Annotated in this window: 17 protein-coding genes; 9 read left to right on the forward strand and 8 right to left on the reverse strand. The window is 60.6% G+C overall.

Annotated features, from left to right (window positions below; all coding sequences use genetic code 11):
* The first annotated feature begins 123 nt into the window (after positions 1 to 123).
* Entirely contained in the window at positions 124 to 573 is a 450-nt protein-coding gene (locus ACXI0U_RS08050) for a PA2169 family four-helix-bundle protein (RefSeq protein WP_021220535.1), read from the forward strand.
* Between the two features lie 84 nt (positions 574 to 657).
* Here the strand turns inward: ACXI0U_RS08050 and ACXI0U_RS08055 are convergent, their stop codons facing one another.
* The 8 genes from ACXI0U_RS08055 to puuE all read right to left on the reverse strand — a co-directional run bounded on the left by ACXI0U_RS08055 (position 658) and on the right by puuE (position 8,224).
* Positions 658 to 1,479, reverse strand: a complete 822-nt coding sequence (locus ACXI0U_RS08055) for an outer membrane protein OmpK (protein WP_479549987.1) — start codon at positions 1,477 to 1,479, stop codon at positions 658 to 660.
* Between the two features lie 121 nt (positions 1,480 to 1,600).
* Entirely contained in the window at positions 1,601 to 1,819 is a 219-nt protein-coding gene (locus ACXI0U_RS08060; protein ID WP_184488879.1) for a hypothetical protein, read from the reverse strand.
* A 359-nt stretch (positions 1,820 to 2,178) separates the two neighbouring features.
* Positions 2,179 to 3,525: a nucleobase:cation symporter-2 family protein gene (locus ACXI0U_RS08065; protein WP_423499253.1), complete on the reverse strand. Its 1,347-nt coding sequence runs from the start codon at positions 3,523 to 3,525 to the stop codon at positions 2,179 to 2,181.
* A gap of 255 nt (positions 3,526 to 3,780) precedes the next feature.
* On the reverse strand, positions 3,781 to 5,109 hold the full coding sequence (locus ACXI0U_RS08070; RefSeq protein ID WP_184488876.1) for a urate hydroxylase PuuD: 1,329 nt from the start codon (positions 5,107 to 5,109) through the stop codon (positions 3,781 to 3,783).
* Between the two features lie 53 nt (positions 5,110 to 5,162).
* Positions 5,163 to 5,666, reverse strand: a complete 504-nt coding sequence (locus ACXI0U_RS08075) for an ureidoglycolate lyase (protein ID WP_021220531.1) — start codon at positions 5,664 to 5,666, stop codon at positions 5,163 to 5,165.
* A 65-nt stretch (positions 5,667 to 5,731) separates the two neighbouring features.
* Positions 5,732 to 6,727: an allantoicase gene (alc, locus tag ACXI0U_RS08080; RefSeq protein WP_021220530.1), complete on the reverse strand. Its 996-nt coding sequence runs from the start codon at positions 6,725 to 6,727 to the stop codon at positions 5,732 to 5,734.
* A 55-nt stretch (positions 6,728 to 6,782) separates the two neighbouring features.
* Positions 6,783 to 7,298 carry a 2-oxo-4-hydroxy-4-carboxy-5-ureidoimidazoline decarboxylase gene (gene uraD, locus ACXI0U_RS08085; protein ID WP_021220529.1) on the reverse strand — a complete coding sequence of 172 codons (516 nt, stop codon included), beginning with the start codon at positions 7,296 to 7,298 and terminating at the stop codon, positions 6,783 to 6,785.
* Positions 7,295 to 8,224, reverse strand: coding sequence for an allantoinase PuuE (gene puuE / locus ACXI0U_RS08090; RefSeq protein WP_479549988.1), 930 nt, complete (start codon positions 8,222 to 8,224; stop codon positions 7,295 to 7,297). Before puuE ends, uraD begins: the two co-directional genes overlap by 4 nt.
* Before the next feature lie 407 nt (positions 8,225 to 8,631).
* Between puuE and uraH the strand changes: the two genes are divergently transcribed.
* From uraH to ACXI0U_RS08130, 8 genes are all read left to right on the forward strand, one after another.
* Positions 8,632 to 8,985: a hydroxyisourate hydrolase gene (gene uraH, locus ACXI0U_RS08095; protein ID WP_031288154.1), complete on the forward strand. Its 354-nt coding sequence runs from the start codon at positions 8,632 to 8,634 to the stop codon at positions 8,983 to 8,985.
* Positions 8,986 to 9,265: 280 nt separating this feature from the next.
* On the forward strand, positions 9,266 to 10,969 hold the full coding sequence (locus ACXI0U_RS08100; protein WP_479549989.1) for a ShlB/FhaC/HecB family hemolysin secretion/activation protein: 1,704 nt from the start codon (positions 9,266 to 9,268) through the stop codon (positions 10,967 to 10,969).
* Between the two features lie 27 nt (positions 10,970 to 10,996).
* Complete coding sequence (locus ACXI0U_RS08105) at positions 10,997 to 19,486, forward strand: hemagglutinin repeat-containing protein (RefSeq protein WP_479549990.1); 8,490 nt, start codon at positions 10,997 to 10,999, stop codon at positions 19,484 to 19,486.
* A complete protein-coding gene (locus ACXI0U_RS08110) occupies positions 19,483 to 20,664 on the forward strand; it encodes a hypothetical protein (protein ID WP_431484020.1) in 1,182 nt (393 codons plus the stop codon). Before ACXI0U_RS08105 ends, ACXI0U_RS08110 begins: the two co-directional genes overlap by 4 nt.
* A gap of 294 nt (positions 20,665 to 20,958) precedes the next feature.
* Complete coding sequence (locus tag ACXI0U_RS08115; RefSeq protein WP_431484021.1) at positions 20,959 to 21,543, forward strand: hypothetical protein; 585 nt, start codon at positions 20,959 to 20,961, stop codon at positions 21,541 to 21,543.
* 616 nt (positions 21,544 to 22,159) lie between these two features.
* Complete coding sequence (locus ACXI0U_RS08120) at positions 22,160 to 22,618, forward strand: hypothetical protein (RefSeq protein WP_479549991.1); 459 nt, start codon at positions 22,160 to 22,162, stop codon at positions 22,616 to 22,618.
* Between the two features lie 117 nt (positions 22,619 to 22,735).
* Positions 22,736 to 23,380 (forward strand): hypothetical protein, encoded by a 645-nt coding sequence (locus tag ACXI0U_RS08125; protein WP_479549992.1) that lies wholly within the window; start codon positions 22,736 to 22,738, stop codon positions 23,378 to 23,380.
* Positions 23,377 to 23,961, forward strand: coding sequence for a hypothetical protein (locus ACXI0U_RS08130; protein WP_479549993.1), 585 nt, complete (start codon positions 23,377 to 23,379; stop codon positions 23,959 to 23,961). Before ACXI0U_RS08125 ends, ACXI0U_RS08130 begins: the two co-directional genes overlap by 4 nt.
* Positions 23,962 to 24,116 lie beyond the last annotated feature (155 nt).

Raw genomic sequence — 24,116 nt, forward strand, 5'->3', positions numbered from 1 at the left:
GAACCGCCCCGGCCTGCCTCGTGGCCGAAACCTTGAACCATCGGAAATCCCGTCCGGTCCATTTTCCTGAGTGGCTGAGGAAGAAACTCGGCTGGAACCCGTAGCGGAAAAGAGGAAAGCACGATGGATAACCACAAGGCTATCTCCGTTCTCAACGACCTGATCGAAACCAGCAAGGATGGCGAAAAGGGGTTTCTCGAATGCGCCGAGGACATCAAGAATCCCCAGTTGAAAGCCACCTTCACCCAGCGCTCCCAGGAATGTGCACGCGCCGCTGCCGAGTTGCAGCAGGTGGTCCGTTCCATGGGCGGTGACCCGGAAACCTCCTCCAGCGTGGCGGGTGCCGTGCACCGTCGCTGGATCGACCTCAAGGCTCTGGTCACCGGCAAGGACGACACGGCGATTCTCAACGAGTGCGAGCGCGGCGAAGACGTGGCGCTGAAGCACTACAAGGAAGCACTGGGCAAGGAGCTGCCGGCGCCCGCGCGTTCCATCGTCGAGAAGCAACTGCTCGGCGTGCAGCGCAACCATGACCAGATCAAGGCCCTGCGCAATCTGGCCAAGGCCAGCTGATGCGGGCCCCGGTGGCTTTCGGGCCACCCCATGAAAAAGGGACTGGCGTTTTGCGCCGTCCCTTTTTTCATGCCGCGAACCTGATCAGAAGTGCACTTTGACCAGCAGGCTGGCGGTGTTCTGGTCGGTGCCGCCGAGAATCTCGTCGCCGAGGAAGCTGTCGTTGTCGATGCCGTACTTGTTGCTCCAGTAGTCGTACTCGACACCGACGTAGAGTTGCTTGGCACCCAGGTTCATGGCCTTGCCCAGGTCGTACTTGATCTGCGGGTTGAAGTGCAGGTTGGCGTGCAGGTCGTTCGGGTGGCTGCTGGTGCCGTCCTTGTTGTTCCACACCCAGTCCATGAAGCCGTCGATGAGGATGTCGGAGTTGCCCACCGGAATGGTGTACGACCACACCGGGGTGACCTGCCACTGGCCGGCGGGGTTGTTGGTGATGCCGTCGGGCTTGCGGTAGTAGAAGTTCAGCTGGAAGAAATCGAAGCCGGGGATGGCCAGGTCGAAGCCTGGGCCGAGCAGGTAGTTCTGGTTGCGGTTCTCGCCACGCTCGTAGGTGGCGGCCAGCAGTACGTCGGCCACCGGGCCGAAGGCGATCTTCTGATCGAACAGCTTGCCGAAGGACAGGCGCGGCTGGATTTCACCGTAGTAGGTGTTGTTGCCCGCATTGGCGTCGGCCTTGCCGTTGTAGTTGATCTGGTCGGCGAAGATGAACAGGTCGCCCCAGGTCCAGCCGCTGGCGTGCTCGAAGGTGAAGGTCTGCTGGATTTCCGGGTTGACCTTGAAATCCTTGCCATAGAGGTAGGTGACGCTGTTGTTCTGCCAGAGCAGCGGGCCGTCGGCCATGGCCTGCCCTCCCGCCAGGAGGCCTGCGGTAAGGGCGATGCAGTGAGGCAGATGCTTCAGGTTCATGCGGTTTTCCTTATTTTTCAGGGCTTCAGGTTGGCCTCTACGCAGCCGGCAGGAAGCCGCCCGACGGAGCAGGGCGGTCTTGCTGGAGGCGTGGAGGGATTCCGGGTTGGCCGTCCTGGCGTCAGCTCGGCATGACGACGCGGTCGGTCTTCGGATTCCAGGGCGGCGACGGGCGATCTTCAGCGCTGGGCTGTTCGGCTGCGTCGTGCGATATGCGCCGGGCCTCGTGGGGGAAGGCCGCGGTGGGGAATGTCGTGAACGGGGAGGGCAGGACAGTGGGCATGTCGCGGTCCGGGCGGCGGACGGCGCCGGATGTGCCGGTCTGGGCGGATGCGTTCATCGTTCAAAGCCTGCCTGTTGTTTTTGTAGGTCGTGGGCTTGCGGGTTACAGCCGTCCCGCGGGCCGCCTCGCGTTCGGAAACTGAACTGCGGGTCAGGTTTTGCGAATATAGCATCCTGTTTACAAGCTGGGTAACAAAATAAATCAAAATTGTGTACATAAAATCGGCTGTTTTGCCTGCGACCGATCGACTCGCCACGCGCCTCCCCCGAACGCCCTGTGAAGCACGCCATCCCTGCACGAAGCCTCTACGTGCCTCGCCGTTCCGTTCGGAGATGGATGCCATAAAAAAGCCCGCTTTGTAGGCGGGCTGTAATTCCTGTCCTCACCGGGTGGGTGCATTCAGGTGGGAGCAAAACTCAGTGGGCGGCGCAGTGTCGGCTGCGTTCCTTCTCACCCAGGATGTTGAACAGGATGTTGAGCACCAGGGCGCTGACGGTGGCCATGGCGATGCCGCTGTGGGTGATGGGTTCCATCCAGTGGGGCAGGTGGGCGAAGAATTCGGGGCGCACCACCGGCGCCATGCCCATCCCCATGCTCACGGCCACCAGCAACTGGTTGCGACGGTCGGTGATGTCCGCTTCGTGGAGGATCTTGATGCCGGTGGCGGCGACCATGCCGAACATCGCCAGGCCTGCGCCGCCCAGGACCGCAGGTGGAATGGAGGCCACCAGGAAGGCGGCCTTGGGCAGCAGGCTGAGGGTGATCAGGAACAGGCCGGCAACGGCGGTGACGTAGCGGCTGCGCACGCCGGTCATCTGCACCAGGCCGATGTTCTGGGCGAAGGAGGAGTGGGTGAAGGTGTTGAAGAAGCCGGCGAAGAAGGACGCGCCGGCGTCGCACAGCAGGCCACGGCGCAGGGCTTTCGGGCAGACCTCGCGGCCGGTGATCTTGCCCAGGGCGAGGAACATGCCGGTGGACTCGACGAAGATGATCACCACCACCAGGCACATGGACAGCACCGGGGCCAGTTCGAACTTGGGCATGCCGAAGTGCAGCGGGGTGACCACCTGGAACCAGGGCGCCTGTTCCAGTCCTGCAAGGTCGACCATGCCCATGCCGCCGGCGACCAGGTAGCCCACGGCCATGCCGATCAGCACCGAGACGTTGACCCAGAAGCCGCGCATGAAGCGGTTCACCAGCAGGATGATGCCGAGCACCAGGGCGGCGACCGCCAGGTATTCCAGGGCGCCGAACTGCACCGCCTTGCTGCCGCCGCCGGCCCAGTTCACTGCGACGGGGAAGAGGGTGAGGCCGATGGAGGTGATCACCGTGCCGGTTACCAGCGGCGGGAAGAAGCGCACGATTCGCGCCATGAAGGGGGCCAGCAGCAAGCCGAAGAAGCCGGCTGCGATGGTCGCGCCGAAAATGCCCTGCAGGCCGACGCCGGGCATGCCGGCCATCACCACCATGCTGCCGACGGCGGCGAAGCTCGCGCCCATCATTACCGGCATGCGGATGCCCACCGGGCCGATGCCGAGCGACTGCACCAGGGTGGCGATGCCGGCGACCAGCAGGTCGGCGTTGATCAGGAAGGCGATTTCCTCGCGGGACAGGCCAGCCGCCTGGCCGACGATCAGCGGCACGGCCACGGCGCCGCCGTACATCAGCAGTACGTGCTGGATGCCGACGAGCAGGAGTTGCAGCAGAGGCAGGCGTTGATCGGCGGGCGGAATGGCGAGCTCGGGCTCGGTCAGCTTGGTCATGCAACACCTCTGGCGCTTTTGTTTTTGTTGAGCCGTTTAGGCCGCAGCCGGCAAAGGCCGGCTGCGATCCTGGTATTCATGTTTCTGCCATCCAGGCCCAGCTGTGGGCGATGGATGGGGCACGCGGAAGAAATGGCGGGGCCTGATGCTGGAGGTGCACCGGAACGCCGTGCCGGAAGACGATAAAAAAAGCCTGCCTGGGGCAGGCTTGAAACACGGGCCGCAGCTTGGGGATGCGGCCCGTCGTGGTCGAGATCAGTTGGTCTTGGCGCCCTGTGCGATCCAGGAGCCGATCAGGTCACGCTCGGCCTGGGTCATCTGGGTGATGTTGCCCAGCGGCATGATCTGGGTGGCGACGGCCTGAGCCTGGATCTTCGGCGCGAGGGCCTGGATCTGCTGCGGAGTGTCGAACATCACGCCACCCGGAGCCGCCGTGAACAGGGGGCTGGTGGGGGTGGCGGAATGGCAGACGGAGCAGCGTTCCTGGATCACGCTGTGGACCTTGTCGAAGTCCGCACTGCCGGCATTGGCCTGGGCGGTAGCGGGCGCCTGCTCGGTGGCGGGCTGGGCCGGAGCCTGGGCCTGCTCAGCGGGCTTGCTGGCTTCGGTGGTGGCTGCCGGCGCTGCGGCTTCGGTCTTGGCCGGTGCGGTGACCGGGGCGACGTTGGCGGTGGGCGCGGTGGCGGCCTTGTAGTTCGGCGAGGTGACGAAGGCCAGGCAGATCATGCCCAGTGCGCCGGCCGGGAGGGTCCAGGCGAACTTGTTGCTCTCGTGGCGGGTGTTGAAGTAGTGGCGCACGAGAACGGCGATCACCGCGATCCCGGCCAGGATCAGCCAGTTGTACTTGCTGCCGTAGGTGCTCGGGAAGTGGTTGCTGATCATGATGAACAGCACCGGCAGGGTGAAGTAGTTGTTGTGGCGCGAGCGCAGCAGGCCCTTGGCCGGCAGGGCCGGGTCCGGGGTGCGGTTCTCTTCGATCGCCTTAACCAGTGCACGCTGTGCCGGCATGATGATGCGGAACACGTTGCCGACCATGATGGTGCCGATCAGTGCGCCGACGTGGATGTAGGCACCACGACCGCTGAACACCTGGGTGAAGCCCCATGCCGCGCCGATCACCAGCACGAAGAGGATCAGGCCGAGCAGGGCGGGTTGCTTGCCCAGGGGCGAGTCGCACAGCAGGTCGTAGATGAACCAGCCGGCGATCAGCGAACCCACGCCGATGGCGATGGCTGCCGCAGGGGCGAGGTCCAGGCCGGGGGCGATCAGGTACAGGGTCGGGTTCAGGTAGAACACCACGGTCAGCAGGGCGACGCCCGACAGCCAGGTGAAATAGGCTTCCCATTTGAACCAGTGCAGGTTGTCCGGCATTTTCGGCGGGGCGAGCTTGTATTTCTCCAGGTGGTAGATGCCACCCCCGTGGATCGCCCACAGGTCACCGGCCAGCCCGTCGCGCGGGGCCTTGCGGTTGAGGTTGTTCTCCAGCCAGACGAAATAGAACGATGCGCCGATCCAGGCGATACCGGTGATCATGTGAACCCAGCGAATGCTCAGGTTCAGCCATTCGGTCAGATGTGCTTCCACAGTACGTACCTCTTTCCCGAACGATCGGCACGGCGATCGCTGGGCTTCTCTTATTAGTGGTGGGGGTCGAGGAAGAGCTGTTCGTCCTCGGTGAAGTAATGCTCATCGCAGTTGTTGCCAGAACCACTGCGATCAACCACCAGGAAGTCATCCCGCTTTTCGATCGTCAGCACCGGGTGGTGCCAAACGCCGCGATGGTAATTAACGCCCTGCTTGCCATTGGTGAGGAAAGCGCGGACCAGACCCGGTACAGGTGCATCGCCAACGGGCGCGACCACGACCAGAAAGGGGTTGCCGAGCAGCGGTATGAAGGCCTGGCTGCCCTGCGGATGTCGTTCAAGCATGCTGATGGGGCGGGGCATCTCCAGGGATTCGGCGCTGAAGATGCTGATGATCGCCTTGTCGTCCGGCTGGGCCGTTTCGACGGTGGCCAGCTTGTGGTAACGGCGGGTGGAGCCGTTGTTGATCATGAAGAATTCGCTGCCTTCGGTTTCGATGACGTCACCGAACGCGGCAAAGGCTTCTTTGGTCAGGGGCTCGATCTTGAGAGTGCGCATGCTGTTCTTCTTATCCTTACTGTCGCCCCGCCACGGTGACGGGGGTTGCCGGAAGCTGTCCGGCGTTAACTGGCCACCTTGCCGAACAGGCGCAGGCGGCTGACGCCTCCGTCCGGAAACACGTTCAGGCGTACGTGGGTGACGGGGCCGAGGGCCCGGATCTGTTCGGTGTATTCGTGCTCGGCGTGCATCGAGAGCTTCTGGCTCGGCAGCAGTTCGCGCCAGAACAGGCTCTGGGTCTCGATCTGGCTGTCGGTGCCGCCTTTGACGAAGGCCGCCTGGATCGAGCAGCTGTCGGGGTAGTTGCCCTTGAAGTGCAGGGTGTCGACCACGATGCGCTCGATCTCGCCGGGGTGACCGAGGGCGACTATCACCCAATCGTTGCCAGGCGTGCGGCGGCGGGCGGTTTCCCAGCCGTCACCCATGTTGATGCCACGGCCCGGGTTGAGGATGTTGCCCATGCGGCCGAAGTGCTCGTCGGAGCAGGCCAGCGCGCGGCCGCCATTGAGGGCGGCGGCGAGGTCGACCTGCTCGTTGTCGCCGACCGCGCTCCAGTCGCGATGGGGCACGCCGTATACGCGCAGGCGCGCCACACCACCATCGGGGTAGATGTTGAAACGCAGGTGAGTGAAGGCCTGGTCGTTGTCGATCGCGTGGTAGTGGTGGCTGTCGCCCTTGAGCTCCACGGCGCCGAGCACGTCGCTCCACTGGGTGTTCTCGTCCGGGTCGCCGTTGGCCACGAAGCAGCCTTCGAGGGACGCGGACGGCGGGTAGTTGCCGGTGAAGAAACTGGTGTCGATGTCCACGCCCTTGATCGAGCCCGGTACACCCAGGCGGATCACGGCATGGTCGTAACCTTCGAAACGCTTGCGGCGGGATTCCCAGCCGTCCATCCACTTGCCGTTGTCGTCGAACACGCCTTCCTTCCAGACGGCCGCGGTCGGCTGGAACAGGCGGTTGACGTCAGCGAACCAGTCGTCGGTGACCGAGAGTGCTCGGGTCCCGAGGCGGGCATCGGCGAGGTTGACGTACTTTTCGAAGGGTACTGCGTAGCTCTTCATTACGGTCTGCCTTGGAACTGGGGCATTACGTGGTGCGGCGTGCGTGCAGCTGGGGTTACATCTGCTGCAGGCGGAACAGCGCGATCTTGTTGATCTCGGCCAGGGCCCGGCTGAACTCGGCTTCGGGGGAGTTGTGGATGCGCTCCTCGAAGGCCGCCAGGATCTGGTGCCGATTGCTGCCCTTCACCGCCATGATGAAAGGGAACCCGAACTTGGCCTTGTAGGCGTCGTTCAGCTCGGTGAAGCGCGAGAACTCTTCAGCCGTGCATTCGTGGATGCCGGCACCGGCCTGTTCGCTGGTGCTGGCTTCGGTCAGTTCGCCACGGACGGCGGCCTTGCCTGCCAGGTCCGGGTGAGCGTTGATCAGGGCCAGCTGGGCGTCGTGGCTGGCGCTGAGGAGGATGTCGGACATGCGCTTATGCAGGCCGTCGATCTGATCGACGCTGGCGTCCAGGCCGAGGTCATAGGCCTTCTCGGCGACCCAGGGCGAATGCTCGTAGATGTCGGCGAAGGCGCTGACGAAGGCATCGCGGGACAGGCTGGACGGGGTGATCTTCTGGAAGCTGCTCATTGGGCGTTGCCTTGGAAAGGGTGGGTGGTGTGCCAGTGGCGGGCGATGTCCACGCGGCGGGCGAACCAGACCTTGTCGTGGCTCTTCACGTATTCGATGAAGCGGGCCAGGGCGGCGAGGCGCGCGGGGCGGCCCAGCAGGCGGCAGTGCATGCCGATGGACAACATCTTCGGCGCGCCGGCGGCGCCTTCGGCGTAGAGCACGTCGAAGGCGTCCTTCAGGTATTCGTAGAAGTCGTCGCCCTTGTTGAAGCCCTGCACCTGGGTGAAGCGCATGTCGTTGGTGTCGAGGGTGTAGGGGATGACCAGGTGCGGTTTCTCCACGGTGCTGGCCGGGTCCCAGTAGGGCAGGTCGTCATCGTAGGTATCGGAGTCGTAGAGGAAGCCACCTTCTTCCATCACCAGGCGGCGGGTGTTCGGGCCGGTGCGGCCGGTGTACCAGCCTACGGGGCGCTCGCCGGTCAGTTCGGTGAGGATGCGGATGGCCTCGAGCACGTGCTCGCGCTCCTGCTCCTCGCTCATGTACTGGTAGTCGATCCAGCGGTAGCCGTGGCTGCAGATCTCGTGGCCGGCCTCGACCATGGCGCGGATGGCGTCCGGGTGACGCTGGGCGGCCATGGCGACGGCGAAGATGGTCAGCGGGATGTCGTGCTTCTTGAACAGGTTGAGCAGGCGCCAGACGCCGACGCGGCTACCGTACTCGTAGAGGGATTCCATGCTCATGTTGCGCGCGCCCTGCAGGGGCTGCGCCGCGACCATCTCGGAGAGGAAGGCTTCGGATTCCTTGTCGCCATGAAGGATGTTGCGTTCGCCGCCTTCCTCGTAGTTGAGGACGAAGGAAAGGGCGACGCGAGCCTCACCCGGCCAGTGCGGATGCGGGGGATTGCTGCCGTAGCCGATCAGGTCGCGGGGGTAGTCGAGGCTCACTACTGGATTCCTTCTTGTCTATTGAGGGTTCGCGGAGCCGTGGCTGCGCGAACGCGATGGGTGATTGTATACAAATGTCGTTGCGTTTTGTAAATCGAATATTTGCCCAAGTCGACGTTCTGCAGGTTTGCAAAAAACTTGCCTGATTGGTCAGCTCTTTGCAATAAAACCCTTGTCGGGTGGAGGTATGCATCAAAATGGTGCCAGCTGCCCGAGCTCTTATGGAGGTGGGAAAAATTCTCGAATAATTGTGTACAATTCTGAAGAATAATGTCTTATATTTGTCGCATCGCGGTGCCCTCGATGCCCTTTCATGGGGCGGTAGGCACCCTGGATGCACCGAATTCAACGAGAAGAGGAGGCGTGGCAACCGCGGGTCGACGACTGCAGCGGGAGCCCGGAAAGCAATGGGACGATTGACCACCCACGTACTGGATGCCGCCCACGGTTGCCCTGGCAGCGACATCAGCATCGAGCTCTACCGCGTCGAGAACGGCGGCATGGAGCTGATCACCCGCACCACCACCAACGACGACGGCCGTTGCGATGCTCCCCTGCTGCAGGGCGAGAGCTACGCCACCGGCGTCTATCAGCTGCACTTCCATGCCGGCGACTATTACCGCAAGCGTGGCGTGAAGCTGCCCGAGCAGGCCTTCCTCGACGTGGTCGTGCTGCGTTTCGGCATCAGCGCCGAGCAGGACCACTACCATGTACCGCTGCTGATCTCCCCCTACAGCTACTCCACCTACCGCGGTAGCTAGTACCCGTCTTACCCCCTGACTCATCAGCGAGTCCTTTTTCCCAGCCCGTCCACACTGCGGGCTTTTTTTTGCCTGCGATTTGGTGCCTGTCAGCATGGAGCTAGACAGGAGAGTCCTGTCTGGACTGCGGGGTATGGCACTTCCGTACCAGGGTGATGGCATTTCGCCCCCTCTCTGACGAGTGGTTCGCATTTGGTCGGGAAAGGGCTTGAGCAAAGTTCCCGGCGCCATAAAAATGCCGCCCCGATGTCGAGATGCCACTATTCCAAGGACGGTCGCAATGCGTCTGCAGTCTTTCGCTGCGGGCTTCTGCCTGCTTTTCCCCGCTTTTTCTGTTTTTGCCGCTGACAGCCCCGGCGCGCCCTTCGCGGGTGACCGCGACCTGATCCGCGAGCGTCAGGACCGCATCCTCGAAGAACAGCGCAAGCGCCTGCAGGACCTCCAGCAATTGCCCGGCCGCGAGGCTCCCGTCCAGCCCAGCACCCCCACCAGCCAGGGGCCGTGCTTCGACATCCGCAGCATCCGCCTGCAGGGCGCCAGCCTGATTTCCGCGTCGCGCCAGCGCGAGCTGCTCAAGCCCTTCGAAAACCAGTGCCTGGACAGCGGCCGCCTCAACGAGCTGCTCAAGGCCATCACCCAGCACTACATCGACAAGGGCTACGTCACCTCCCGCGCCTATCTGCCGCAGCAGGACCTGGCCGACGGCGAGCTGGACGTCATCGTGGTCGAAGGCAAGCTCGAAGGCCTCGACAGTTCGGCCATCGCCAGCGACCGCGAACTGGCCATGGCGTCGCCCGCACGCAACGGCGAAGTGCTCGACCTGCGTGAAATGGAACAGCTGGTGGACCAGATCAACCGCCTGCCGTCGCGCCCCGCGCAACTGGAGCTGGTGCCCGGCGCGGACGTGGGTGGCAGCCGCGTGCAGCTCAAGGGCGAGCCGAGCAAACCCTGGCGCGTGGGCCTGAACCGTCACAACGACGGCCAGCGCAGCACCGGCGAGCAGCAGTGGGGCGCCAGCCTCGACTGGGACAGCCCCTTCGGCCTGGCCGACCAGCTCAGCCTGCGTGGCGGCGGGGACCTGGCCAGCGACCACTGGAAGCACTCGGCCAACCAGAGCTTTCTCTACAACCTGCCCTACGGCTGGTGGAACTTCAGCTACGCCTACAGCCAGAGCTACTACCGCACCCGTAACGACAACAGCGGCTTCCCCTTCGTCACCGACGGCGAGAGCAAGAACCACCAGTTGCGCGCCGAGCGTGTGCTGCACCGCGACAGCGTCAGCAAGACTGCGGCCAGCCTCGGCATCGCCCATTTGGAAACGCGCAACTACGTGGAGAACAGCCTGCTCGGCACCTCCAGCCCGCGCCTGACCGAATCCCAGCTGGGCTTCAACCATGGCCGCCGTATCGGCAACGCCTTCGTCAACGTCGATATCGGCTGGCAGCGTGGTATCGGCGCCTTCGATGCCCAGCACGATCGCACGCCGTTCCATGGTTCGCCCGAGGCCCGCTACAACAAGTACAGCCTCACCGCCAGCTACCTGCAGTCCTTCCAGTTGCTGGGGGAATCCTTCAGCTTCGACAGCCTGGTCAACGGCCAACACAGCGAAGACGTGCTCTACAGCCCGCAACGCATCAGCGTCGGCGGCCTCAGCTCGGTGCGTGGCTTCAAGGAGCAATCCCTCTCCGGCGACACCGGCGCCTACTGGCGCAACCAGCTGCGCTGGCGCCGGCCGGTGACCTGGGCCGCATTGCAGCCCTTCGTGCAGGAATACGGTGCCGCCTTCGCCTACGACCTGGGGGTGATCCACGGCGATCGCTACAACCCCGGCCAGAGCGGCCGCCTCAGCGGCAACGCCTTCGAGTTCAGTGCCCGTGGCCAACACCTGGCCGCCTCGGTCACCTTCGCGCGGTCCCTGGAACGTCCTGACGCCATTACGCGCCAGGAGCACCCGGTGTATTTCCGCTTCGACCTCTTCTTCTGATTTCAGCTTCGCCCGGAGTTCCAGTACATGGACGTTCGCAGCCCCCTGTTCCAGAACATCGCCACCCTCCTCGTCGGCGTGATGTTCCTCAACCCCATCGTCTCCACCGCCGCCGACCTGGCAGTGGATGCTGCTGCCGGTGGCAACACCAGCATCGGCAGTGCCGGCAATGGCGTGCCCGTGGTCAATATCGCCACGCCCAACGCCAACGGCCTGTCCCACAACCGCTTCACCGACTACAACGTCGGCCAGCAGGGGCTGATCCTCAACAACGCCACCGACAAGCTGCAGAACACCCAGCTCGGCGGCTACATCATCGGCAACACCAACCTCAACGGCCGCGCCGCTGGTCTCATCCTCAACGAGGTCAACGGCGGCAGCCCCAGCCAGCTCAAGGGCTACACCGAAGTGGCCGGGCAGGGCGCCCATGTCATCGTCGCCAACCCCCACGGCATCACCTGTGACGGCTGCGGCTTCATCAATACGCCCAAGGTCACCCTGAGCACCGGCAAGCCGGTGGTGGAGAACGGCCGTCTCGACCGCTACGACGTGGACGGCGGCGCCATCGCCATCGAGGGCGCCGGCCTCAACGCCGGCAATGTCGACCAGTTCGAACTGATCACCCGCAGTGCACAGATCAACGCCGAGCTGCACGCCAAGCAGCTGGCCATGGTCACTGGCCGCAACGAGGTAGACGCCGCCACCCTGGCCGTCACTGCCAAGGCCGACGACGGCAGCGCCAAGCCGCAACTGGCCATCGACAGCTCCGCCCTCGGCGGCATGTACGCCGGCGCTATCCGCCTGGTGGGCACCGAGCAGGGCGTGGGCGTGAAGCTCGCCGGCGACATGGCCGCCAGCGGCGGCGACATCCAGATCGATGCCAACGGCAAGCTGACCCTGGCACGCACTGCCGCCAGCGGCGACATCGCCCTCAAGGCCACCGACGTCGACCTGACCCGCAGCGCCTACGCCGGCGGCAAGGCCAGCGTCACCAGCGGCGGCACGGTCGAGGTGAAGGAAAGCCTGGCTGCCGCCGGCGACCTGAGCCTGAATGCCGCGCGCATCGACAACCAGGGCAGCCTGGAAGCCGGCGTGCGCGCCGACGGCAGCGCCAACACCGCCAGCGTCCTCGACATCCAGGGCGGCACCCTGACCAACCGCGGCAAGGTGCTGGCCCAAGGCACCCTCACTACCGACCTGGCGAAGCTCGACAACCAGGGCGCGCAGCTGGTCGCCGCTGGCTCCGCCCAGGTGAAGGCCCAGACCCTGGAAAACCAGGGTGGCCAACTCATCGGCCGGCAGGACCTGAAGGTCGATGGCAAGCAGCTGGACAACAGCGGTGGCACCCTGGCCGCCAACAAGGCGCTGACCGTTACCGTCACCGATGAGGTGAAGAACCTCGGCGACGGCCTGATCCTCTCCAAGTCCGACGGCCTGACCCTCACCACCGCCGTGCTGGACAACCAGGGCGGTACCCTCCAGGCCGACAGCGGCGAGCTCAAGGCCACCGCCCGCACCCGCCTGGACAACCGCAGCGGTAAGGTCCTCGCCGGCGACGGCACGCTGACCCTCACGGCCGGCGAACTGCGCAACCAGCAGGGCCGCCTCAACGCCCAGGGCGGTGCCCTCACGGCCACCGTCGACAGCCTCGGCAACGGCCAGGGCCGCATCCAGGGCGACAGCGTCGAGCTCACCAGCACCACCCGCCTGGATAACGGCCAGGGCCAGATCGTCGCCACCCAGGGCGACCTGAGCATCAAGCGCGGCGAGGTCATCAACGACGGCGGCCAGCTACTGGCCAAGCAGGCGGTGACGGTCGATGCCGACAGCCTGCGCAACCAGGGCGGCACTGTGGGTGGCGACAGCGCCAGCCTCACCCTGACCGGCAAGCTGGCCAACGACGGCGGCCTGATCGAAGCCAGCAAGACCCTCGCCCTCGACATCGGCTCCGCCAGCAACGCCGGCGGCAAGCTGCGCGCACTCGGCAGCACCGGCACCAGCGCTTTCGCCATCGGCGGCCGCTTCGACAACGACGGCGGCCTGGTGGAAATCGGTAACGCCGGCTTCAGCCTCACCAGCGCCAGCCTCAGCAACCAGCAGGGCACCCTGCGCCACGTCGGTACCCAGGGCTTCGCCCTCAGCCTGGCCGATGCCGGGCAGGCCGGCGGCAGCTTCATCACCAACGGCGTGCTCAGCCTCGACGTCGCCGACTGGACCAACAGCAGCCTGCTGCAGGCCCAGCGCCTGGACCTCAAGGTCGGCACCTTCACCCAGACCGCCAGCGGCAAGCTGGTGTCCATCGACGACATCACCGCCAGCGGTGGCGACTGGACCAACGACGGCGCCATCGAAACCGAAGGCAGCCTGCAACTGGCCCTCACCGGCCGCTACCAGGGCAATGGCAGCCTGAAGAGCCTGGGCGACCTGACCCTCAGCGCCGCCAATGCCGAACTCGGCCAGGGCGCGCAACTGCGCAGCGGCGGCAAGGGCGAGTTCCGCCTCGGCAGCAGCCTGGTCAACGCCGGCACTATCAGCACCGTGGGCGATACCCTGCTGATCGTCGCCAGCCTCGACAACCGCGGCACCCTCGGCGCCGCGCAGAAGCTGCGCATCGAAGCCCCGACCCTGCTCAACCAGGGCCTGGTCTTCAGTGGCGCCGACATGGCCCTGCGCGCCAACAGCCTCACCAACCTCAAGGGTGACATCTACAGCCTGGGCGCACTGAGCGCGGCGAAGGACGATGCGAATGGGCAGATGGCGTTGCTGGAGAACCGTTCCGGCACCGTCGAAAGCGCGGGCGACATGCGCCTGGACGCGGCCTCACTGATCAACCGCAAGGATGTCTTCGCCTCCACCATCAGCCAGACCAGCGGCCGTATCACCCTCACGGGTACCGACAACTGCAAGGGCAATCATTGCGAAGCCTCCTACGTGGTGGATGAGGAGTTCGGCCTCAAGATCATCCAGGATTCGGCGCGCGCCAGCCTCATCGCGGGCGGCGACCTGACCTTCGTCGGTGGGGATTTCGATAACCGCTTCAGCACCGTATCCGCCGGTGGCGACATCAGCCTCGACACTCGCAACTTCCTCAATACCGGTGCAGCCGGCGGAGAGAAGCGCTACTACGACTACTACATTTACACCAAGAGCGAGAGCCAGTATTACGGCTTCATCGCCAACATCGGTCGCTACAACGATTACAACGACCCCAACTCGCCGAACTACAACCCGGCGGCCATGCCGCTCGGCGCCATCGCCATCGGCAGCGTGCGCAATTCCAGCGTCTCCCAGACCTCGGGTGGTGGCGACATCGCCAACGCGGTGGTCCAGGCTGCCGGGCGTGTCGATATCAAGGGCACCCAGACGATCGAGAACGGCCTGCTGCGCCCGGGCGAGCAGATCGACCGTGGCGCAAGCCGTGTCGGCCAGACCGCTGTAAGCAGCGATGCCAAGCCGGTCGCTACCCTCAATGCCCAATTGGCGCCGGATAGCCACCAGCAGTCGGTTGATCCGCTGGCCCTGCCAAGCTTCAGCCTGCCCCAGGGCCAGAACGGCCTGTTCCAGGTCAGCAACAACCCCAGCCACCGCTACCTGGTGGAGACCAACCCGGCCTTCGCCAACCTGAAGAACTTCCTCAGTTCCGACTACCTGCTGGGCCGCCTCGGCTTCGACCCCGACCAGGCGCAGAAACGCCTGGGTGATGGCCTCTACGAGCAGCGCCTGATCCGCGAAGCTGTCATTGCTCGCACCGGCCAGCGCCTGATCGCCGGCCTGGACAGCGACGAGGCCATGTACCGCTACCTGATGGACAACGCTATCGCCAGCAAGAGTGCGCTGAACCTTGCCCCGGGCGTGGCCTTGACCTCCGAGCAAGTCGCAGCCCTGACCCACGACATCGTGTGGATGCAGGAACAGGTAGTGAATGGCGAGAAGGTGTTGGTGCCGGTGCTCTACCTGGCCCAGGCTAACAATCGCCTCGCACCCACCGGCGCGCTGATCCAGGGGCGCGACGTCAGCCTGATCAGTGGCGGCGACCTCGCCAACAAGGGCACCCTGCGTGCCAGCGCCGGCCTTCAGGCCAGCGCCGAAAACATCGATAACAGGGGCCTGATCCAGGCCGGCGACCGCCTGGCGCTACTGGCCACCGACAGCATCCGCAATGCCCAGGGCGGCATCATCAACGGCAAGGACGTCAGCGTCGCGGCCGTCAAGGGCGATATCACCAACGAGCGCTCCGTCGGCTACACCGAGCACAGCGGGCGTTTCAGCTGGAGCCAGGCGTCGGTTGATAGCGCGGCGAGGATCGAAGCGACCAACAGCCTTGATCTGGACGCAGGTCGCGATCTGAACAATCTGGGCGGCGTACTCAAGGCTGGAGGCAACGCCAACCTGAGCGCCGGGCGTGACCTCACCATCGGTGCAGTCGCTGAGGTGGACAGTGCTGATGCCCGGTACAAGAAGTCCTATGCGACCCAGTCGCAGGTCACCCAACACGGCAGTGAAGTTCAGGTCGGTGGCGCTCTCCGAGCTGAAGCGGGCCAGGACCTGGGGATAGTTGCCAGCAAGGTGACTGCCGGTCAGGAGCTGGCGCTGGTCGCAGGGCGCGATGTCAGCATCGAGTCGGCTGCCAATGAGAGCCATCGCGCCTCCCGGAGCAAGAAGGTCCAGAGCAGCAACGACCAGATTCGTCAGCAGGCGTCCGTCGTTCAGGCGGGTGGTGATATCTCCATCGAGGCAGGCCAGGATCTGACCCTGGTCGCTAGCCAGATCAAGGGCGCGAAGGATGTGGCCCTGGATGCCGAGCGGGACACGAACCTGCTTTCCGCGAAGGATGAGGACGCCAGCTTCTACTTCAAGAAGAGTAAGGGCTCCTTCGGGCGCAAGAAGACCGAGCAGCGGGAAAGCTACGACAGCACCAATATCGCGTCCGTCGTCGAAGCGGGTGGCGATCTCACCCTCAACACCAGCAAGGCGGCCGATGGCAGTCTGAACATCGACGGTGGGCGCAACGTCACCGTGATCGGCAGCGAACTGCATGCCGGTAATGACCTGCTGGTAGGCGCGACTGGGGATGTCGCGATCCTGTCCGGTGTCGAGGAGCACGGCTCCTACAGCAAGAAGACCAAGTCCGGTTTCCTCGGCATGTCGAAGAGCGGCAAGAGCCAGCTCAAGACCAGCGCGACCCAGGTCGCCAGTGAGCTGGAGGCTGGCAACGATGTCGTGATCGCGGCGGGTAACGACATACGCCTGCGCGCCAGTGAAGCCAGCGCGGGTAATGACGTGGAATTGCGCGCCGGCCTGGTGAAGGACACCGGCGACATCAACCTCGTTTCCGCCAACGACACGGCGTACAGCCTCACCAAGGAATACAAGAAGAAGGTCGGTCTCTCCACTTCGGGTGGCTTCCTGTCGATCTCCTCGGCCAAGGAGGCCGGTCGCGAGGCGCAGAGCAGTACCAGTGTTGGCAGCCAGGTGTACGCGGACCGGGATGCGACGCTGCAGGCGGAGCGCGACATTAACGTGATCGGCAGTGGTATCAATGCGGGTCGCAATGTCAGCCTGGACGCCGGCCGGGATGTCAACGTCGTGGCTGCTCAGAACAGCAATGCCGAACGTGACTGGGAGAAGAAGAAGCAGGTCGGTATCGGCATTTCGGGTAATGACAACGGCATCAACCTGTTCATCGGTGCTGATCGTGCCCAGGAAAAGAATCGCCTTGAGCAACAGACGGCTGCGGCCAGCCAGATCACTGCCGGGAAGGACCTTGGCGTCAATGCGGGGCGCGATATCAACCAGATCGGATCCGACCTGGCGGCATCCAACGACATCAACCTGAAGGCCGGGCACAACATCAATATCGATGCTGCCCGCGAGACCAAGGTCATCGAGCATGTCGAAGTCCAGGAGCGTCAGGGCCTGGGTATCAGCCTCAATCACAACTTCGGCAGCACCAAGGATGCGGTGAGCAACGCTGGCAAAGGTGAGAACAGCGTCAGCCAGGGCTCCAGCGCCTTGCGTGGTGTGGATGCGGTCAGCCAGTTCCTGGCCGGCCCGACGGCGGATGTGAAACTGGGCAACTCCAAGCAGAGTTCGAGCCAGGAGATCACCGAGCAGACTACTCGTGCTTCCACTCTGGAGGCTGGCAACGACCTGAACATGACCGCGGGCAACGATGTGCAGGTGAAAGGCAGCCAGCTCGGCGCCGGACGCGACATCAACGTCAAGGGGCGTGACATCACCCTGGACGTGGCCAAGGGCGAAACCCGCGAGGAGAACCAGGAGCGGCAGAGCTGGGGCGGCATACATGGCGGCACGTCCGGCGGCTTCAAGGTCGGTGTCGGCGGCAGTAATGGCGTCGCGAACGAGGACCGCAGCCAGGGCAGCTCCAGTGCGACTCAGCTAGACGCGGGGCGCGACATCAACCTCCAGGCCAGCAACGACCTGAGCTTGATCGGTACCGAGGCGAAGGCCGAGCGGGACATTAACCTGAACGCGGGCAACGACCTCAAGATTCTTTCCGCGCAAAACGCCAGCAACAGCGAAAGCAACCGCCATAACGGCGGCGGCGAGGTCGGCCTGACCTTCGGCTCGCAAGGGGTGGGTGTCTATGTCAGCGTGAACATGGGCAAGGGCGATCTGGAGAGAGAGGCGGATCGCCAACAGGAAGCCTACCTCTACGCGGGGAACAGCCTGAACTTCAACAGTGGTAAGGACACCACCATCTCAGGCGCCACGCTACGCGGCGATGAGGTCGTCGGGCGTGTTGGTGGGGACCTGCACGTTTCCTCTGCCGTTGATACCGGCGAAGTGAAGGGCAAGGAGTTCGATGTCAGTGCCACCGCCACCTTCGGTCCTGGCGCGGGCTTCAGCGGCTCTGTCGGTTATGGGCAAACCACCGGCAAGACCAACTGGGTAGGTGAGCAGACAAGCATCACTGCCAAGGACAAGTTGGATATCCGCACCGAAAACCACACTCAGATCGACGGCGCACTCATCGCGTCCGATAGCGGCAACCTCAAGCTGGACACCAACACGCTGGGACACAGCGACATTGCTGGTGTGGACAAAGAGCATGGCTACTACCTTAACGTTGGCGGTACCTATAGCGCCGGGGGCAGCAGTGGCGGCACAACGCAGGATGCCAGCCAGGTTGGCAAAGGCAAGGAAGGCGAAGCCGGCTGGAGCGTAAACGGCTGGGAATACGAGAAGGATCGCCAACAGATTGTCCGCGCCACTGTGGGTGATGGCGACGTCATCGTGCGTAAGGACTCCGAGACTGGCGCCGACTCCACAGCTGGGCTCAATCGGGATATCAGTAAAGCGTACGAGATCACCAGGGACCATGAAGAGCGTACAGATCTTTATGTAACCAAGTCGTCTGTGGAGGCGGTGAGCAACCCCAAGGAAACGCTGCGCACATGGAAAGAGAATGCTGATAACTATGGAAGGAATTCCGTTGATGCTTTTGCAAACCTCGGTGTGCTGAGAGATCAAGCGCTATCTGCTGCAGAGCATGATAAGTTGGTGGCTGCGCTAGCGTGGGCTCCAGATTTACTCGTAAACGCGATGGATGGTTTGGCGGACAGAAGCTACGGAATACTTCCCGGTGTGAAAAATAATGGAGGGCTCCTTACGCAACTGCCGGTTCTAGTTGCTGGAGACCTCAGGCCTCTACGGGTGCAAGCCATGCTGGAAGTTGATTCAGAGGGTGATCTTGTGCTGGATGAAGGCGGGAAGCCCAAGGCTGCTGGAGTAGAGGTCTCGCGCTTTGAGGGATTCAGGAACGGGGAAGAGAAAATATTCACCAATGGAATTATGAATAGTTTGAGTGAGGCAATTGTTAATGGCCTCATGCAGTCTGGAAGTGGAGATGGAGACTCCAGTTTTGTGCTTGCTTATAATCCAACCCACGGTTTGGTGGGGGATCTTATTGAATCTGCATTTGATAAGAATCTTCAGGGGGCGGTCCGGTCCGGGACGGCAAGAAATCTGAATGGGCTATTTCAGGAGGGGATTAACTCAAGCTCTGAGAGTCTCTATATTTATGGGCATAGTCAGGGAGGGCTGCTTACTTGGGTCGCGCTGAAAGGGTTAGATTTTTCGAAGGGAAGTAAGCCTTCGGTTCAGATTAATTCTATTCAACTGTCCGGGGCGCCGGTGGACGCTGTTAAGTTTCATGGGGTAGCAAAGGAGGCTGGTTTTAAGAGTGATGAGTCTCGTGTCTTTCAAATAAATAGGCCCAATGAAAAAACCTCCTTAGGACTACCAAAAACTGATGCCGTTGCAGATCTCCCCTATATCCTGGGTGGGAACTCAAAGTACTCAAGTGACCCTGCTGCTCTTGGGCTTGGGGCTTTCTTTAGCCTTGCTAGCCTTATGGGTAAGGATAGTCCACACAGCAATTATAGTTGTGTTAATTGCCCGCCTTCTCCAGGAGGAGTTAATGAGAAGATTAGGGATATTGTGATTTCTCCCACAGTCATTGATGAAGGCGGGGCGATAAGGAGACTTAAGTGAATCGGCTATTTTTATTGCTTCTGTTTTTAATCGTTGTAAGTGGGTGCGCTCATAGAGTCGAGTATGGCGTTGAAAGAAACGGAAGTGTCTATTACCCGCTATGCGAAAAGGCAAAACAAAGAGTTCAGGATATGCAGAGGGTTAGCTTTGAATTGCCGGAAGTATTTAAGCGTGTGCCATGTGATGATAGTTGGCCGGGCTATATTTACGACGTGAGAAGCAATAGCCTCAATGTAGAGAGCCTAGGGGAGGTCCATGATGGGGAGCTTTTACGGGGCTATAATGTGGAAATTCAGGCAGGTTTTGGGCGCGCAGAGTTATTTCTTTCTCCGGCAGATCTATTCGAAGAAAGAGTCGATTATCTGAGTAACTATGATAGGTCCTCCAGATTGGTTGGAGCATCTTGGGTGGCATGGCCGCTGGGGCGATGTGCACGTCTCTATTCGGATGCAGATAGTGGCTCTAGTACCTTCAGAAAGGTTGAATACTATTGCTGGGAGTCGCTTGGTGGATCTCCTTATTCCATTTATCTATATGCGTCAGAGAGAGTCTCCAAGGGGGATGCTGGAAGAGATTTAGACAAAATTCTCATATGGCCTTTGTTGGCTAGTATGCAAGTTAAGCCAGTCTCGCCACTTTTGCTTGCGAAATGGGATGCGTCCAAGGTCGATTTTTGTAAGGGGCTGAAATTTAAATACGACAATAAGTTGTCGGCGGGCTTCTCCGATGCACTTGATCAGGCGCGTATGAGAGTTTTTTTACGGGGCTGTGGCTATAAAATTCCTGATCCTGTGAAGCTTGTAGCAGATTTGAAGAGGTGGGACGAGTTGTTTAGGCCAGATGGGCGGTTGCTCGGTGAGCAGGTTGGTAATGATCCGACACTTAGAATACTGGCTAAGTCTGAGTTTGATGCTCTAGAGGAAAAACTATTGGCATTGAGGGTGAAACCATCTAAAAGGCCGGAAGCAAAATATATGAAGATTTCTAAGGATGGTAATTTTGCAGTCGAGGCTTTTAGGATGGCAGGAGAGTATCCGGGAACATGGTATCAAGTTCCCCCATACTATAGTGATAGCACTGGTTTTGGGATTCGAGAAGATAAAGATATTGGTCGTGTCATAGATATCTACAAGTTGAGTAGCCACATTCCTTTTGGTTTTAGATTCGTATCTGAGTAACTGGCTGTAAGTTCTATGCTTGTGATCTTCGTTCATCTGTGGGGAGCGAGTCGCCCGAGCAAATAAATCAGCGCAATGTTCGGAATTGCCACAATTTGATGATTATTCCCCAGCAGCTACTTGCAGTGGCACAATAGCCCGGAGGTTTCTCAGTGCGTCCATTTTCTATCGGCTAGACCCAGGGTTGATTGATTAAACATGGTTTGTCGGCTCTTCTGGTCCCCACTTTTTCTGGTGCTAGAAGAGGGCTCGGAATGAACGCACTAAAACTAAGCTAATTGAAGTGGCGAAATAATGGCTGCTAGTGATTCTGATGTGCCTAGTAAAAGTTTTGATGTTCTTAGGCGCTTGAAGGGTAAAGAAATTCTGAAGGCTGTTAGGTTTGGTTGGTGGCCGGCAGGGGAATTTATAAATTTATTTAAAATCAAAGACAGTGAGCTCTTTTCTTTCACTGAGGGGACGCTTCTTATTTATTTGGGGTCGGGGGAGGTTGCTGGCTTTACTAGTGCTGACTCTTTGAATTCGCTAATTATTTGGATGGAGCGAGAGGGGGAGGAAAAGGGGGAGGCTGAATTGGAAATTGAAAGAAATGAGGAGTTTTTCCCTGTCTTTCATGATGATGAAAGATTTAGCCAAGGCGTATGGCGTGAGATTTCTGGTAAAAAAATAGAACGTGTTTTTCTGATAAAGCGAAAGCCTATAGATGTGATGTACGAAGATCTGCCAAATGAGGTGGGGCTTATGTTTGTTATGGATAACCGAGAGCAAGTTTTTTTGTGTCATGGATTATGCAGTAAGCCTAATGATTTCTCTGTGTGTGGCTACGAGGATTTAAGGGTCGATGTTATTGGTGAGTTGAGCTTTTTAGAGGTTTTTTAATGGCTGCCTACTAGTAATGTACTGCCTGATAGATGATCGGCTTTGTTTTGCTAGATGGTTATCTGGGGAGTGTTTGGCTGCGCTCTTTGAAAAATGTGCATTAAAATTTTTCCTAGTGAGAGGGACTCCACTGAAAGTATGTAGTGACTGTTTTCGAGTCGCGTAGATAAGTCATCCTTGGGATGGTATTCACCCAGAGCAGATCTGGCTTTTCTTCAATGTGATGAAGGCTTTTTTCTCAGCTCATGGTGTGGGGTTCTCTAGTGCTGAAAGCAGTGACCTTCAAAATAAGATGAATTCAATTTTTAACTGCTGGGGGAAGGCGACTTCGCGAGTGTGATTGACCCAATTTGCTTAATCTTATGCTGTGTGCAGTATTGGAAGTGATGGGCTTTCAAGGTTAAAGAGTGATCAGTATTACGTGTTTGCCTACTACCTTAGTCGGGTTGAGGAAGAAATATATTCTGTCTGTGTAACTGGGCGATGGGTGAGGGGTGAAAGTCTGCTTGGGCGGATGCCGGTCAATGGTTTGTTGTGCTGCTTATAGTTGAGCTCTTTGGGCATGTGCTAGGGCTATGATCTGAATAGGCTGTAAATGAAAGGGTGTTAAGGAAATATGAAACGTACTTGTCTTGTCGCGGTCATGGCTCTTATGACTGCCTGTTCCAATAAAGATCCAGCAACTCTTCCAGTTGCCTCTAATGAAGCACCTTCTGCTGCTATTCAGGCCTTCCGTGATATCTGCCTGAAGACTGCGCCCGACTTCTCTCAGGCCGCAGTGGTCGCCAAGAAATTTGGTGTCGAAGTTACCGATATGGGCTTCATGATGGCGGGCTTCAACGCTGACAAGAGCATGAGTGTCCAGATCCAGGCAGGGAAGGAGTGTGCTGTGACCACGCCTTCGCAGCGGGACGAAAGCCTTACCCGGCAATTGCTGGACTCTGCTCGTGGTCTATCCGGCACTCCGGTTGCGCAAACCGCTCCTTCCATGGTCACGCTCGGCGGCCAGGTTTTCATCCTCGCTCATGACCGAAGTGGCGGTGAGGCGTATGTCCTGCTGAAAGCAAAAGACTGACGTTAAGTCGATAGTGCCGGCACAGGTTACGGTGCCGGCGTCACTCCCCTCAGATATTTTGCTTCCGGCCATTACCCGGTCGGGACAGCCATTTCTTTCTTCGTTATCGGTCGCCTAATGCTCCAGAAATTCTTTATCGCTCTTGCCCTTGTCAGTCTGGGGGGCTGCTACAGCATGCCCACCTCATCGGTACCTGCCTCCTACGAACCTACCGCCACTTCTGGCACCAGTTATCTGATCGGTGTCGTGGGTATCTGGTCGGATGCCTATATCGCTGCCGAAGAGCAGAAACTGCTACTGCGCCAGCGCGGCGGTCATGAGTTCGCCTCTGCACAGTCGCTCAATGGTTGGTTCGTCCAGACGCCTCGAGATGTACGTGATCGATCGAAAGGAGTTGGCTCGTTGTTCGTGATGCCGTTGAAGCCTGGACGCTATGAGCTCTTCAACGTCTGGTTCGATACTGGGCGTACTCGCTCCTGGAGTCGGGAGGATTTCTCGATTCCGCTGAATCTGGAGGCTGGCAAGGCCTACTACATCGGTGATTTCCGCAGCGCCTGCATTATCGTCGGGAATGCCTGTACCTATTTCCATAGCCGCCATCCGGAGCGGGATTTAGCGCTCGCAAGGACGGCGCACCCTGAGTTGCCTTCCATTGAAGAACTCGACCTCAAGTACCTCGATGGTGCTTATCCGACGATTATCGACCAGAACGGCCCCAAAGCTTCTGTCTACAAGGCGCTGATGTCCGGGGAGCTGAAATGAAGAAGTGCATGCTATTGCTTGCAGCATTACTGCTCCTGACAGGCTGCCAGATCCATCACACGCTCAAGGAGCCGGACATCGTACTCGGCGAGCCGCTGCCCCCCATCAATGTCGTGATGAGTGGAGATGTACCGGCGCCTCTCATTCGCAACTATCTGCGAGGTACCGGGGCGTTCGAGCAGGTGACCGAGGGCTATGATCGGAACGGCTACAACCTGGTGGTCATTTCCCAGAGCAACTACTGGCAGTGGCACAACATCCCCAGGATGTTCCTGAGTGCGTTCACCTTCTTCCTCGTGCCCGCCCCGACATACTGGGATAGCCGTATCGGCTTCCTTGTCAGCAAAGGTGAGAAGCCGCTCCGCGCTTACGAGATCGTCAATCACACCGAGCACAGGATCGGCCTGATCCCGACTGGGGATGCTCGAGGAGCGAACGTGCGGGTGATCGTCGATACCTTCGTCGCCCAGGTGCTCGCCGACCCGCCCTTCGACGAGGTGGCCTACGAGCAATCCGAGAACGTTTCATCCTCCGCTTCAAGTGGCCGCGATTGTGGCAAGCCGGGGTGCTTGACCGAATAGTCCCCGCGCCCCGTGGTTATGGAGCTACAGGACGCGCTTGTGTAGCCCGTTCACAAGGAACGTCATGCGTGCACTCTCCCTTATTCTCATCGCCTTCTTCCTGTTCTTGTCCTGCGTCATGGTGCTGATCACCATGCCAGTACTTGGAGAGCGCC

It is taken from the genome of Pseudomonas sp. C9D1 (genome assembly GCF_056491235.1).

Bases quoted from the DNA above. Each gene is read 5' to 3' on its own strand.
- uraD (WP_021220529.1), bottom strand. From the start codon at position 7,298: ATGAGCAGCTTCCAGAAGATCACCCCGTCCAGCCTGTCCCGCGATGCC.
- ACXI0U_RS08130 (WP_479549993.1), top strand. From the start codon at position 23,377: ATGAAGAAGTGCATGCTATTGCTTGCAGCATTACTGCTCCTGACAGGC.
- ACXI0U_RS08050 (WP_021220535.1), top strand. From the start codon at position 124: ATGGATAACCACAAGGCTATCTCCGTTCTCAACGACCTGATCGAAACC.
- ACXI0U_RS08100 (WP_479549989.1), top strand. From the start codon at position 9,266: ATGCGTCTGCAGTCTTTCGCTGCGGGCTTCTGCCTGCTTTTCCCCGCT.
- ACXI0U_RS08105 (WP_479549990.1), top strand. From the start codon at position 10,997: ATGGACGTTCGCAGCCCCCTGTTCCAGAACATCGCCACCCTCCTCGTC.
- uraH (WP_031288154.1), top strand. From the start codon at position 8,632: ATGGGACGATTGACCACCCACGTACTGGATGCCGCCCACGGTTGCCCT.
- ACXI0U_RS08120 (WP_479549991.1), top strand. From the start codon at position 22,160: ATGAAACGTACTTGTCTTGTCGCGGTCATGGCTCTTATGACTGCCTGT.
- ACXI0U_RS08060 (WP_184488879.1), bottom strand. From the start codon at position 1,819: ATGAACGCATCCGCCCAGACCGGCACATCCGGCGCCGTCCGCCGCCCG.
- ACXI0U_RS08125 (WP_479549992.1), top strand. From the start codon at position 22,736: ATGCTCCAGAAATTCTTTATCGCTCTTGCCCTTGTCAGTCTGGGGGGC.
- alc (WP_021220530.1), bottom strand. From the start codon at position 6,727: ATGAAGAGCTACGCAGTACCCTTCGAAAAGTACGTCAACCTCGCCGAT.
- ACXI0U_RS08075 (WP_021220531.1), bottom strand. From the start codon at position 5,666: ATGCGCACTCTCAAGATCGAGCCCCTGACCAAAGAAGCCTTTGCCGCG.
- ACXI0U_RS08065 (WP_423499253.1), bottom strand. From the start codon at position 3,525: ATGACCAAGCTGACCGAGCCCGAGCTCGCCATTCCGCCCGCCGATCAA.
- ACXI0U_RS08115 (WP_431484021.1), top strand. From the start codon at position 20,959: ATGGCTGCTAGTGATTCTGATGTGCCTAGTAAAAGTTTTGATGTTCTT.
- ACXI0U_RS08055 (WP_479549987.1), bottom strand. From the start codon at position 1,479: ATGAACCTGAAGCATCTGCCTCACTGCATCGCCCTTACCGCAGGCCTC.